Source organism: Pseudomonas sp. (assembly GCF_026224925.1).
Taxonomy (GTDB): Bacteria; Pseudomonadota; Gammaproteobacteria; order Pseudomonadales; family Pseudomonadaceae; genus Aquipseudomonas.
Map to the genome: position 1 here is coordinate 1 of NZ_JAMFRV010000050.1, position 12,531 is coordinate 12,531.

Sequence of the window (12,531 nt, forward strand, 5' to 3'; positions counted from 1 at the left end):
AACCAGTGGCACTTCAACAGCGGGCGCAGGGTGAGCGTCTGGCGTTTCGCTTCGAATCTGATCGGTTTCGACGGTAGTTACGACGGCTACTGGAGCAACCGCTTCTGCCGTTGGCGCTGGCGTAACAACGGCGATTGGACTGACTACCGACGCCACTTCAGCGACAGCAGGTGCAGGTGCAATGGGATGCGAAGCAATCTCGGGGATCTCGACAGCTTCTTGCGCCGGTACACCCACGGCGCCAGGTGCCGCAATCAAGCCCGCTGACTGTTGCTCTTCACCCACGCCGGCAGTCTCTCGCGCGCCAAACAAGCGCTGCAAAATTCCCGGCCGTGCGGCTTCATCGGGGTTTTCCAGGATGCTTAACGCTTTGCCTTGCAAGCCACTCAACTCATCAAGCAACAGCGGCAGCTCCCGCGCCTGGGAAACCCGACCATCCAGTTGCTTGGCAAAGGCCTTGAGCGGGCGGCTCACCTCTCGCGGCAAAGGCAAGCGCTGTAACTGGCTGACTATGGCGTTCAGGGCAGTGCCCATCTGACCGACCCGGGTCTCACGGCGCTGCTCTGAATCGAGTACCGCCTTTTCAAGACGAGGAATCAACGCAGCGAGACCCGCGTCCATATCGTCCTTGCGGACGATTTCCCGCATTTCCTTCATGCACTGATCGACGGCCCGATCAGTACCCTCAGCCGCCAGACTGCTGCGCACCAAGCCGCGACGCAGCAGGTCGAGCTGGGCGTCCCAGCGTCTCTGAAGCTTGTCTTGTTGCTCGATATTTTTGAGGTATTTTTCTTTCCAGCGCGATGCTTCGTCGCTCATGCAAGTGTTCCGCGAGGAGGCGTGCTGAGAACCGGTAACGCGTCAGCATTCAAGGAGACGGGCAATCGAATCTCTACCGCAACGGGTAGATGGTCGGAGATGGGGTGAGCTAATACCTGCACCCGTTCAAGGGTCAGGGTAGGGCTGAGCAAAATATGATCAAGACAACGCTGGGGGCGCCAACTCGGAAACGTCGCTTCGATCTGCGGTGCCAACAAGCCGAGATCGCGAAGCGGCGAGTGTTCCAGCAGGTCGATGGCGTGGGTGTTCATGTCACCCATCAGCACTAGGTGCCGATAGCCGCCAATCAACTCCCGGATATACGCCAGCTGGCGAGTACGCGCCCGCGCGCCTAACGCCAAATGCATCATCACCACCACCAACGCGTCCGGCCCTTCGCCGAAACGAACCAGAATGGCACCGCGCCCGGCCGGCCCGGGCAATGGGTGGTCTTCAATCGCCCACGGCTTCAAGCGGCTGAGCACGCCGTTGCTGTGTTGGCCAAACCGACCCAGGTTACGATTGAGTTGTTGATACCAGTACGGGAAGGCCCCGAGCTGGGCAAGGTGTTCTACTTGATTGATGTAGCCAGAGCGCATGCTGCCGCCATCGGCTTCCTGCAAGGCGACCAAATCAAAGTCGCCCAACAGATCACCGATTTTTTGCAAATTGCCAGCCCGCCCGGTGTGCGGCAGCAAATGCTGCCACCCACGCGTCAGGTAATGCCGGTATCGCTCGGTACTGATACCTACCTGAATGTTGAAGCTGAGCAAGCGCAACCGACCATCAGCCGGTAAACCGCTTGCTTGCAGGTGGTGCTCGTTAACCTTCGCGTCAGGACGGCCAACGACGCGTTCCTCTCCCCAGCGTCCCATGGCCGGCGCCGCTTACTTGGCAGCGACTGCGGCGCGCTCTTTAGCAATCAACTGATCAGCGACTTGCAGCGCTTGCTCAGGACCGCCAGCGGTGCCCAGGTCGAACCGGTATTTGCCATTGACGATCATGGTCGGTACGCCAGAAATCTCGTACTTCTTCGCCAGTTCTTTGTATTGGGCAATCTTCCCCTTCACAGCGAAGGAGTTGTAGGTCTCCAGGAACTTAGCCTTGTCGATGCCCTGGGTGGCAACGAAGTCAGCCATGTCGTCCGGCTTGTCCAGACGCTTGTGTCCTTTCTGGATAGCGTCGAAGACCGCCGCGTGGACTTTGCTTTCTACGCCCATGGTATCGAGGGTGATGAACAGTTGACCGTGAGCATCCCACGGGCCGCCGAACATCGCTGGGATACGAACGAAGTGCACATCGGCTGGCAGTTTTGCTACCCATGGATTAATCACAGGCTCGAAGGCATAGCAGTGTGGGCAGCCATACCAGAACATTTCGACCACTTCGATCTTGCCCGGCACAGAAACAGGGACGGCGCTGCTCAGCTCTACATATTGTTTACCGGCTTCGATTGGGTCGGCAGCTTGGGCAGAAACCCCAAAGAGGCTGGCGGCTACGAGAGCGGCGCTGAGAATCAGATTACGCATGCTTTACTCCTGGGCATATGAGGTCGCCTTAACGCGACCAGTCTTGGACTGGGTCGGTGGGCTTGAGTTCGTTAGTGTAACGCTGGCGGATGCTAAAAAGGGCAGCCGAGGCTACCCTTTTTGATCCTGCGTCTCAGCGATTAAACCTGAAAAAACTGTTGCGAAAGATGAAATCAATCGCAAACGCTCAGGCGGATATCAATGCAGCCCTTCGATATACGCTGACAATGCTGCGATGTCCTTGTTGCTCAGCTTGGACGCCACGCTGCGCATGACCATCGTGTCGCCATCGTTGGTGCGATCGCCTTCGCGGAAACCGGTCAGTTGCTTGGTGATGTAGGCAGCGTGTTGACCGCCCAAGTGCGGGAAGCCCGCAGCTGGGTTACCCACGCCGTTTGGCGAGTGGCAACCGGTACAGGCTGGCATGCCTTGATCCAGCTTGCCCCCACGGAACAACGCTTCACCGGCGGCAACCAACTTCGGATCAGCAGCGCCGACGCTGCCTTTCTGGCTGGAAAAGTAAGCCGCAATGTCTGCGAGATCCTGGTCCTGCAGGTTATTCAGCAGGCCAGTCATTTCCAGAACGACGCGCTTACCGTCTTTGATGTCATGCAATTGCTTGATCAGGTAACGATTACCCTGTCCCGCTAATTTTGGAAAGTTAGGCGCCATGCTATTGCCATCTGGGCCGTGACAAGCGCCACACACAGCAGCTTTTGCCTGGCCGGCAGCAGCGTCGCCAACCACACCGGCAGCGTGCGCCATACCGGAGATGCCCAGGGTCAACAGCAGACTCGCGAGTAATTTGTTCATCAGCATCCAACTACGGCTAAAGGTGAGAAAGTTATGTACCGGGTTTACTCGCTCATCCATTGGATGATTGCGCGGTAATCCTCGCTACCTGCAGTCCATGCACAATCCACGCGGCGGCAATTGCCTTAAAACCCTGGGAAACGTGCTGCGTTCTAATGCGCAATTCAACTCATTCGTTCCCGTGTACTTCATCCTACGGTGGGACAATGCACACACAAAATCTGCGGCATTATATACTGGCGCTACTGAAACGGAAACGACACCGCTTGCCGCACCCCTGCCGGCACCCGCCCTCATCGGAAATCTCATGCAACTCAAGAACCCCATCCTCGGTCTGTGCCAACAGGCTACCTTCATGCTCAGCGCTGCCAAAGTCGATCAATGCCCCGACGACGAAGGCTTTGAAGTGGCTTTTGCCGGGCGTTCCAACGCTGGAAAGTCGAGCGCGCTGAACACCCTGACCCACGCCAGCCTGGCGCGGACCTCGAAGACACCGGGCCGCACCCAACTGCTGAACTTCTTCAATCTGGACGAGGATCGACGCTTGGTCGACCTGCCCGGTTATGGCTACGCGAAGGTACCAATCCCGCTAAAACTGCACTGGCAGCGCCACTTGGAAGCGTATTTGGGCAGCCGCGAAAGCCTGAAAGGTCTGATTCTGATGATGGATATCCGTCATCCAATGACCGATTTCGACCTATTGATGCTTGATTGGTCGATCGCCAGTCACATGCCAATGCACATTCTTTTAACCAAAGCCGACAAGCTGACCTACGGCGCGGCTAAAAACACCCTGCTTAAGATTCAAGCAGAGATTCGCAAAGGTTGGGGCGAGGCCGTCAGTATTTCGCTGTTTTCAGCGCCAAAACGCTTGGGCCTGGAAGAGGCCTACACTGTATTGGCAGGCTGGATGGAGTTGGCAGACAAGGGTTCAGAGCTGGCCGAGCCTGAGGCGTAACAAATCGCAGGCAAAAAAAACCCCGGACTTCTATGGGGAGGGGGAAGTTCCGGGGTCCAAGTTCCAGACCCTTAGGGCGGGGTCTGAATATCTGCCAACACTTAACACAACATAGGAGCATCGAAGGGCTTCACCAGCCATTCCCAATCTCTGACCGGCAATTCACCGGTTTAGTTCCAGAGGCGATGACGCCGTTCGCGATAAATGTGCTCGGTCTGGAGAATAAGCGCTCCGTGCTGGCTCACAACTGCGACGTTAGCCGCAGTTGTGAGCCAAGCCCTTTAGTGAGCTTCGTCCCAGTTATTGCCCACACCGACTTCCACCAGCAACGGCACGTCCAAGGTAGCGGCACCGCTCATGTAAGGGCGAATCTGCTCGCTCACCTGCTCGACCAACTCCTCTCTCACTTCCAGTACCAATTCATCGTGGACCTGCAGAATGACGCGGGCATCAATACCGGAGTCGGTCAACCAGCCGTCTACCGCGATCATGGCTTTCTTGATGATATCGGCAGCGGTGCCTTGCATCGGCGCGTTAATCGCCGTTCGTTCCGCGCCTTTGCGTAAGGATTGGTTTTTTGCGTTGATGTCCGGTAAATACAGCCGACGACCAAAGATGGTTTCGACAAAACCTTGCTCGGCAGCCTGGGCACGCGTGCGCTCCATGTACTCAAGCACGCCAGGGTAACGGGCAAAATAACGGTCGATGTAGGCTTGCGACTCTTTGCGGTCAACGCCGATCTGTTTCGCCAGTCCAAAAGCGCTCATGCCGTAGATCAACCCGAAGTTGATGGCCTTTGCCTTGCGGCGCATGTCGATGCTGACGCTTTCCAGCTCAACACCAAATACCTCGGCAGCGGTCGCACGGTGCACGTCCAAGTCGTTGCGGAAGGCGTGCAGCAAGCCTTCGTCCTTGGCCAAATGGGCCATGATTCGCAGTTCAATTTGCGAATAGTCCGCCGCCAGCAGCTTGTAGCCTTTAGGCGCGACGAACGCCTGACGAATTCGACGCCCTTCGGCGCTACGAATAGGAATGTTCTGCAGGTTGGGATCACTGGAGGACAAACGACCCGTCGCCGCCACCGCCTGATGATAGGAGGTGTGGACGCGCCCGGTGCGTGGGTTGATCTGCTCGGGCAAACGGTCGGTGTAGGTGCTTTTCAGCTTGCTCATCGAGCGATATTGCATCAGCACTTTGGGCAGCGGAAAATCCAGCTCAGCCAATTCGGCCAACACTGCTTCTGCGGTAGACGCTTGGCCTTTCGCGGTTTTGCTGAGGACCGGAAGGCCCAGTTTTTCATACAAGATCACGCCGAGTTGCTTGGGCGAACCCAGGTTGAACTCCTCGCCGGCGATGGCAAAGGCCTCGCGCTCCAGCGCGGTCATCTTGTCGCCAAGCTCAACACTCTGAATACCCAACAGCTTGGCATCGACCAAGGCGCCCTGGCGTTCGATTTTCGCCAATACCGGTACCAGCGGCATCTCGATGTCAGTCAGCACCGGCGCGAGACTTGGAGTCGCGGCAAGTCTTTCTATCAAGGCGTGGTGCAAACGCAAGGTCACGTCGGCGTCTTCGGCGGCAAACTGCGCCGCCTGCTCCAGCGCAATCTGGTCAAAACTCAACTGTTTAACACCCTTGCCAGCGATATCTTGCAGGCTGGTATTGGTATGGTTCAGGTACTTGAGAGCCAGGCTGTCTTTGTCATGACGGGTGGCCGTGGAATCAAGCACATAGGACTCCAGCATGGTGTCAAACGCCAGACCACGAACGGTGATGCCTTGGCTTTGATCACCGTCCAGCGCGCAGTTGGCGAGGATGTTGATATCGAACTTGGCGTGCTGGCCGACTTTGATTTTGCTCGCGTCTTCAAGCAATGGCTTGAGTGCATGCAGCACCCTGTCGCGATCCAGTTGCTGCGGCACGCCCATGTAGGAGTGAGTCAGCGGCACATATGCTGCTTCATTGACCTTGACCGCAAACGATATACCGACCAACTGCGCACGCTGGGCATCGAGCCCGTTGCTTTGTGTGACAAACGCAAACAGCTTGGCGTCGTTGAGCTTCTTCAGCCAAGCGTCCAACCGGTCCTGTTCGAGAATGGTTTCGTACTGTGTTTCAGCAACAACCGGCTCATCGGCGATAACAATTTCTTCACCGGCGCGCTTGGCATCGCGCTGCAATTCTTCGATCCAGCTTTTGAATTCCAGCTCGGTGTACAGCTCGACCAGCTTGTCGCGATCCGGCTCGCCGCAATGCAAGGCATCGAGCTCGATGTCCAACGGCACATCAATCTTGATCGTCGCCAGCTCGTAAGACAGGAACGCCATGTCCTTGTGCTCTTCAAGCTTGATCGCCAAGGTCTTCGCCCCACGAAGAGGCAGCGCAGCGACCTTTTCCAGGTTCGCGTAAACCTCTATCAAGCCGCCGCCAATGCCGACCAGCAGCCCAACGGCGGTTTTTTCGCCCACGCCTGGTACGCCAGGAATGTTGTCGACTTTATCGCCCATCAGCGCGAGGTAATCGATGATGTGTTCAGGACCGACGCCGAACTTCTCCTTCACGCCAGGCACGTCCAGCACAGTTCCGGTCATCGTGTTGACCAAGGTAATGTGCCCGTCGACCAACTGCGCCATGTCCTTGTCGCCCGTGGAGATGATCACCGGACGGTCGGCCGCTGCACTGCTGCGTGCCAGCGTACCGATCACGTCATCAGCCTCGACGCCTTCGACGCACAACAACGGGTAACCCAACCCCTTTACACAGGCGTGCAGCAAATCAACCTGCACCCGTAGATCGTCGGGCATGCTTGGGCGATTGGCTTTGTACTCGGCGTACAACGTGTCGCGGAACGTGCCGCCTTTGGCGTCGAAAACCACCGCAAAAGGGCTTTGCGGGTATTGCCGACGCAGGCTTTTAAGCATGTTGAGCACGCCCTTCACGGCCCCCGTAGGCAGACCTTTGGACGTGGCAAGCGGCGGCAGCGCGTGAAAGGCGCGGTACAGATAAGAAGAACCGTCCACCAGGACGAGGGGGGCTTGGCTCATGAGTTGGATCAACCTTTTCAGCGGGGTCGGCGCTAGAATGCGAGGACCGTTGACGACAAAGGGGTAAGGTTATCATGCGAACAACAAATCGCCTGTTGCTGGCCAGCCTGTTGATACTGTGTTCGACAGCCATTTTGGCGGCAGAAGATGCTCCGTCAGCGGAGCCCGACATCACCATTCATACGGAAGGTGACAAAGTCATTCAGGAATACCGGCAAAATGGCTTCCTTTATGCAATCAAAATAACGCCGACACACGGCAAACCGTACTTTTTGGTACGCGCCGATGGCACAGACGCCAATTTTATTCGTTCGGACCAACCGGACATGCTGATTCCCTCATGGGTGCTTTTCAGCTGGTAACGCCCTACATTCACCTTATTTGCTGGCAGTCTTGACCATGTCCGTGTTTACCCCCCTGGCTCGGCCCGAGCTGGAAAGTTTTCTTGCCCCATATGGGCTTGGCCGTTTACGTGATTTTCAAGGCATTGCCGCGGGCAGCGAGAACACTAATTTTTTCATCAGCCTGGAGCAGGGTGAGTACGTTCTGACGTTGGTTGAACGTGGCCCGATTCAGGATTTGCCGTTTTTCATCGAACTGCTTGACGTGCTTCATGACGCCAACCTGCCGGTACCCTATGCCTTGCGCACTGGCGACGGCAGCGCCTTGCGTGAGTTGGCTGGCAAACCGGCGCTGCTGCAGCCGCGCCTACCGGGTAAACACATCAAAGAACCCAACAACCAGCACTGCGTGCAGATCGGCGAATTGCTCGGACACCTGCACTTGGCAACTCGAGAGCGGGCACTGGAACGCAAAACAGACCGTGGGCTGGATTGGATGCTGGAGGAGGGTGCTAACTTCTTGTCGCACCTGAACGCAACGCAGCGGGCGCTATTGCAATCGGCCTTGGAGGAAATCGAACGCCTCAAGCCAAGAATTCTCGCGTTGCCACGAGCGAACCTGCACGCGGACTTGTTTCGTGACAATGTGCTGTTCGAAGGCACCCACCTCACCGGGCTGATTGATTTCTACAACGCCTGCTCAGGGCCGATGTTGTATGACCTGGCGATTGCGCTCAACGATTGGTGCTCCGACGAAGACGGCCAGATCGACGGCCCACGTGCCCGCGCCATGCTCGGTGCCTACGCCGGATTACGGCCGTTCACTGCCGGCGAAGCCGAACTGTGGCCAACTATGCTGCGCGTGGCCTGTGTACGCTTCTGGCTGTCGCGCCTGATTGCAGCGGAGTCGTTTGCCGGGCAAGACGTGTTGATCCACGACCCAATGGAGTTCCAGCAACGGTTGGTGCAACGTCAGCAGGTTCATACGCCGCTGCCGTTTGCGTTGTAAAAGCTCCTGAGTACACTCCAAACCCCCTGTGGGAGCGAATTCATTCGGCGAATGCAGCACCGCGGTATACGAGACAAACCGCGTCGTTGGCTTCCCGAATAAATTCGGTCCCACAGGGGGTCAATTCAGCCGCTTACAACGACTCCAAACACACCGCTAGGTCATTGCCGAGCTTGTCCATCATGTGCTCATAGCCCTGCGCAGTAGCGGGGGTGTAGCCGCCTAGCCCATCGAGTTCGGCCAGTTTGACAGGCAACCCCGCCGACAAGGTTTCTGCCAGGCGCGGGCGCAGTGGCGGCTCGCTGAACACACAGGTTTTACCCACTTCGGTCAGGCGCGCACGCATCGCTGCGACATGCTTGGCGCCCGGCTGCACTTCTTCGGCAACACTGAACACGCCGGCGTGCTTGATCCCGTAAGCGTCTTCGAAGTAATTAAACGCTTCATGGAAAACGAAAAACGGCTTATTCGCAACGCCTGCAAGGCGCGACTTCAGACGTGCGTCCATGGCATCAAGACGCGCATCAAACGCCTTCAAATTGCTTTGATAACGCTCAGCATTGGCCGGATCCGCCACAGCAAGATCGCTGGCCATCCGCGCCGCAATCACTCGCGCATTGACCGAAGACAACCACAAATGGGCGTCAAGACTGCCCGGTTGATGCTCATGATCATGCTCAGCCGGATCAGCGGCTTCATGGGACTGACTGTCTGCAGCGAAATGGCGCAGCTGCAAGCCTGGCAACGATTGCACACTGATAGTGGGCAACGTACGGCTTTTCAGCACACGCGGCAGGAAGCTTTCCATGTCCGGGCCGATCCAATACAGCAAATCTACCTCAGTCACTCGCCGTACGTCGGACGGGCGCAGCGCGTAATTGTGGGGTGAAGCCCCTGGCGGTAGCAGCACTTCAGGCGTACCTACGCCGTCCTGAACCGCAGCGGCGATCAGCTGCAAAGGCTTGATGCTGGTCAGCACCCGAACGTCAGCTTGGGCAGAAGTAATCACCAACAGGCTGGCAGATAAAGCAACAATAATGGCAAAAAGACGGGACACGAAGACCACCCAAAGGGACAGGAACAGGTAACATAATAACGTCTCTCACAAAAGCCGTCGCCGCTCATGCCTAAAACACCGCTTGCCAGTCGCCCCCATGACCACTCCCATTGCGTGCATACCGCGCTTTCCGAGGCCGACGCGCTGTGCTTGCGTAAAGGTTTGCGCCTGACCGCATTGCGTCGTCGGGTGCTTGAGCTGGTGTGGCAGAGCCATAAACCGTTGGGTGCCTACGACATCCTCGCGGTCCTCAGCGAAGAAGACGGTCGCCGTGCAGCGCCGCCCACCGTTTATCGTGCCCTGGATTTTCTCCTGGAAAACGGCCTTGTACACCGTATCGCCTCGCTCAACTCGTTCACCGGCTGCAATCACCCGACGCATGCGCACCAAGGTCAGTTCCTGATCTGCCGCGAATGCCACGCCGCTATCGAACTGCAACATCCAGCCATCAGCCAAGCCGTGATCGGCGCAGCGACCGAAGTCGGTTTTACGGTCGAAGCGCAAACCATCGAAATTCTCGGTATTTGTGCAGGCTGCAAGGCCGCCTGATGAGCACTGCATTGATCCGCCTTGATCAGGTAACCGTCAACTACGCCGGACAAAACGTGCTTGAGAACATCAAACTCAGCGTCGAGCCCGGACAGATCGTTACCTTGATAGGCCCCAACGGTGCGGGCAAGACCACCTTGGTACGGGCCGTTCTTGGCTTGCTCAAGCCCGATGCAGGCAGTGTTTGGCGCAAGCCCAAATTGCGCGTCGGTTATATGCCGCAAAAACTGCATGTCGACCCTACGTTACCCTTATCAGTCCTGCGTTTCTTGCGCTTGGTCCCTGGTGTCGACCGTCGCGGGGCATTAGCCGCACTCAATGAAGTCGGCGCTGAAAGAGTCATCGACAGCCCGCTGCAAAGTATTTCCGGCGGCGAGATGCAACGTGTCTTGCTGGCTCGTGCCTTACTGCGCGAACCAGAGCTGCTTGTGCTCGATGAGCCGGTACAAGGCGTTGACGTGGCAGGCCAGGCCGAACTGTATAGCCTGATAACCCGATTGCGTGATCGTCACGGCTGCGGCGTCTTGATGGTGTCCCACGACTTGCATCTAGTGATGAGCACCACCGATCAAGTGGTTTGCCTGAATCGGCACGTGTGCTGCTCGGGCCACCCGGAGCAAGTCAGCAACGACCCTGCTTTCGTCGAACTGTTCGGCACCAACGCGCAAAGCCTGGCGATTTATCACCACCACCACGATCACGCCCATGATTTGCACGGCGCCGTGGTCGATGACGGTGCCGTAACGACGCACACCAATCACACCCACGTGCACGGGGACGACTGCAAGCATGGATGATTTTCTTCTCTATGCCCTGCTTGCAGGTCTGGCATTGGCGTTGGTCGCGGGCCCTTTGGGTTCGTTCGTGGTCTGGCGCCGCATGGCCTATTTCGGCGACACCCTGTCCCATGCGGCGTTACTCGGAGTAGCGCTGGGTTTCCTGCTGAACATCAGCCCTGCGCTGGCAGTCACGGTTGGATGCCTGCTGCTGGCAATCTTGTTGGTGACCCTGCAAAAGCGCCAGCCGCTCGCGTCTGACACGTTACTGGGGATCCTCGCGCCCAGCACCTTGTCCCTTGGGTTGGTGGTGCTCAGCTTCATGCATAACGTGCGCATTGACCTGATGGGTTATCTGTTCGGGGATCTGTTGGCGATAAGCCCCACTGACCTTGCGTGGATCTTGGGTGGTAGCGCCATGGTCATGGCGCTGATCGTTACGCTATGGCGTCCATTGCTGGCCATCACGGTGCATGAAGAGCTGGCCACCGTTGAAGGCTTGCCGGTTGCCGCCTTGCGCATGACCCTGATGCTGCTGATCGCCATCGTGATCGCCGTCGCCATGAAAATCGTCGGCGTACTGCTGATTACCTCGTTATTGATCATCCCGGCAGCTGCGGCACAACGTCACGCACGATCGCCTGAACAAATGGCCCTTGGCGCGAGTCTATTAGGGGTTGCTGCAGTATGCAGCGGGTTGGCCTTGTCGTGGTTCAAAGACACACCGGCCGGCCCCTCTATCGTGGTTAGCGCGGCGGCGTTGTTCCTGCTTAGCTTTGTTTTGCCCAAGCGGTAGTCCCTGACCCGAAAATGCGCCCACAATCGAACAGTTATTTTCGAGGCAGGCCAGTTGTGTGTAGACTTGCTCGTTTTTTGCGCAATTAGAGAATCGCAGGATGAAGCCGTTCACCTCCCGTTATCTGCTCCTTGTCGCATTTTCCACCCTGTTGGGCGCTTGCCACACGGCGCCTATGGTTGAAGCACCCGCGCCTGCCGCCCAGCCCTCCGGCTTTGAGCAGCTTGAGCAAAACATCGCCAGCAGCGAGCTGGCCACCGCCGAAGATCAGCTGGCCGTCCTGCAGAAACAAATGCCGGATGACCCGCGGATCGAGCAGGACCAACGACTATTGGCTGAGGCGTACTTGAAGCGCAGCCAGATCGTCTTGCAGAAGGGCGATGTCAACGCAGCCGCAACCGCACTGAGCCGTGCGCGGGTACTGATGCCTAAAGCGCCCGCCTTGACCAGCGGCGTCAACGGCGCGATTGCTCAAGCGCGTAAGGCAGAATTGGATAAAGCTGAAGCTGAGTTGAAAGCAGCTGAAGCCAAGCGCATCGCAAAAGTCATCGATCCAACGGCTGAGAGCACGACCATTGCGCTGAAGATCGGCAATATGCGTGAGCTGCGTCGTCAATTGGACGCGATTGCCGCAGATGTCACGGCATTTGATTGCACTGTCGTACTCCAAGTGCCGCGCACGGATGACTACCAATGGCTCGCAACGTTGCTGACCAAACGCGTGACCAAAATCAATCCGGATTTTGAATTGCAGCTAGAGCGGCAGATTGACCGAAGCCAACCTGCGCACATGATCCTCAAGCCTGCGAAGCTATAGCCTTAAATTTGTTACGAACCGAG

General features: G+C 57.3%; 12 protein-coding genes and 1 pseudogene. 7 read left to right on the plus strand and 6 right to left on the minus strand.

The features are described from left to right. The 4 genes and pseudogenes from M0974_RS02210 to M0974_RS02225 all read right to left on the minus strand — a co-directional run. A pseudogene (locus M0974_RS02210) lies at nt 1-819 on the minus strand (hypothetical protein); the annotation flags it as partial. Then, nucleotides 816-1,694, minus strand: a complete 879-nt coding sequence (locus M0974_RS02215) for an endonuclease/exonuclease/phosphatase family protein (RefSeq protein ID WP_297832132.1) — start codon at nt 1,692-1,694, stop codon at nt 816-818. The gene M0974_RS02215 and the pseudogene M0974_RS02210, both read right to left, overlap by 4 nt. Nucleotides 1,695-1,706: 12 nt before the next feature. Further along, entirely contained in the window at nt 1,707-2,348 is a 642-nt protein-coding gene (locus M0974_RS02220) for a thiol:disulfide interchange protein DsbA/DsbL (RefSeq protein ID WP_297832135.1), read from the minus strand. A 198-nt stretch (nt 2,349-2,546) separates the two neighbouring features. Then, on the minus strand, nt 2,547-3,161 hold the full coding sequence (locus M0974_RS02225) for a c-type cytochrome (RefSeq protein ID WP_297832138.1): 615 nt from the start codon (nt 3,159-3,161) through the stop codon (nt 2,547-2,549). A 307-nt stretch (nt 3,162-3,468) separates the two neighbouring features. On the opposite strand from M0974_RS02225, the gene yihA reads away from it, so the two are divergent. Continuing rightward, the gene (gene yihA / locus M0974_RS02230) at nt 3,469-4,119 is read left to right on the plus strand and encodes a ribosome biogenesis GTP-binding protein YihA/YsxC (RefSeq protein ID WP_297832141.1); all 651 of its coding nucleotides are present in this window, start codon (nt 3,469-3,471) and stop codon (nt 4,117-4,119) included. A 281-nt stretch (nt 4,120-4,400) separates the two neighbouring features. Here yihA and polA read toward each other — a convergent pair whose 3' ends face one another. Continuing rightward, nucleotides 4,401-7,163 (minus strand): DNA polymerase I, encoded by a 2,763-nt coding sequence (polA, locus tag M0974_RS02235; RefSeq protein WP_297832144.1) that lies wholly within the window; start codon nt 7,161-7,163, stop codon nt 4,401-4,403. 74 nt (nt 7,164-7,237) lie between these two features. Between polA and M0974_RS02240 the strand changes: the two genes are divergently transcribed. Beyond that, nucleotides 7,238-7,525, plus strand: coding sequence for a DUF2782 domain-containing protein (locus tag M0974_RS02240; protein WP_297832146.1), 288 nt, complete (start codon nt 7,238-7,240; stop codon nt 7,523-7,525). Nucleotides 7,526-7,562: 37 nt separating this feature from the next. Further along, complete coding sequence (locus M0974_RS02245) at nt 7,563-8,513, plus strand: homoserine kinase (protein ID WP_297832148.1); 951 nt, start codon at nt 7,563-7,565, stop codon at nt 8,511-8,513. Nucleotides 8,514-8,646: 133 nt separating this feature from the next. Here the strand turns inward: M0974_RS02245 and M0974_RS02250 are convergent, their stop codons facing one another. After that, the gene (locus M0974_RS02250; RefSeq protein WP_297832151.1) at nt 8,647-9,570 is read right to left on the minus strand and encodes a zinc ABC transporter substrate-binding protein; all 924 of its coding nucleotides are present in this window, start codon (nt 9,568-9,570) and stop codon (nt 8,647-8,649) included. A 66-nt stretch (nt 9,571-9,636) separates the two neighbouring features. On the opposite strand from M0974_RS02250, the gene M0974_RS02255 reads away from it, so the two are divergent. The 4 genes from M0974_RS02255 (at nt 9,637) to M0974_RS02270 (ending at nt 12,508) form a co-directional block, all read left to right on the plus strand. After that, the gene (locus tag M0974_RS02255) at nt 9,637-10,119 is read left to right on the plus strand and encodes a Fur family transcriptional regulator (protein WP_297832154.1); all 483 of its coding nucleotides are present in this window, start codon (nt 9,637-9,639) and stop codon (nt 10,117-10,119) included. Next, entirely contained in the window at nt 10,119-10,916 is a 798-nt protein-coding gene (gene znuC, locus M0974_RS02260; protein ID WP_297832157.1) for a zinc ABC transporter ATP-binding protein ZnuC, read from the plus strand. Before M0974_RS02255 ends, znuC begins: the two co-directional genes overlap by 1 nt. Further along, a complete protein-coding gene (gene znuB / locus M0974_RS02265) occupies nt 10,909-11,691 on the plus strand; it encodes a zinc ABC transporter permease subunit ZnuB (protein WP_297832160.1) in 783 nt (260 codons plus the stop codon). Before znuC ends, znuB begins: the two co-directional genes overlap by 8 nt. A gap of 100 nt (nt 11,692-11,791) precedes the next feature. Continuing rightward, nucleotides 11,792-12,508, plus strand: a complete 717-nt coding sequence (locus tag M0974_RS02270; RefSeq protein WP_297832162.1) for a PA5502 family lipoprotein — start codon at nt 11,792-11,794, stop codon at nt 12,506-12,508. Nucleotides 12,509-12,531 lie beyond the last annotated feature (23 nt).

Coding starts and splice junctions, on each gene's coding strand:
- M0974_RS02215 (WP_297832132.1), bottom strand. CDS start 1,694: ATGGGACGCTGGGGAGAGGAACGCGTCGTTGGCCGTCCTGACGCGAAG.
- M0974_RS02220 (WP_297832135.1), bottom strand. CDS start 2,348: ATGCGTAATCTGATTCTCAGCGCCGCTCTCGTAGCCGCCAGCCTCTTT.
- M0974_RS02225 (WP_297832138.1), bottom strand. CDS start 3,161: ATGAACAAATTACTCGCGAGTCTGCTGTTGACCCTGGGCATCTCCGGT.
- yihA (WP_297832141.1), top strand. CDS start 3,469: ATGCAACTCAAGAACCCCATCCTCGGTCTGTGCCAACAGGCTACCTTC.
- polA (WP_297832144.1), bottom strand. CDS start 7,163: ATGAGCCAAGCCCCCCTCGTCCTGGTGGACGGTTCTTCTTATCTGTAC.
- M0974_RS02240 (WP_297832146.1), top strand. CDS start 7,238: ATGCGAACAACAAATCGCCTGTTGCTGGCCAGCCTGTTGATACTGTGT.
- M0974_RS02245 (WP_297832148.1), top strand. CDS start 7,563: ATGTCCGTGTTTACCCCCCTGGCTCGGCCCGAGCTGGAAAGTTTTCTT.
- M0974_RS02255 (WP_297832154.1), top strand. CDS start 9,637: ATGCCTAAAACACCGCTTGCCAGTCGCCCCCATGACCACTCCCATTGC.
- znuC (WP_297832157.1), top strand. CDS start 10,119: ATGAGCACTGCATTGATCCGCCTTGATCAGGTAACCGTCAACTACGCC.
- znuB (WP_297832160.1), top strand. CDS start 10,909: ATGGATGATTTTCTTCTCTATGCCCTGCTTGCAGGTCTGGCATTGGCG.
- M0974_RS02270 (WP_297832162.1), top strand. CDS start 11,792: ATGAAGCCGTTCACCTCCCGTTATCTGCTCCTTGTCGCATTTTCCACC.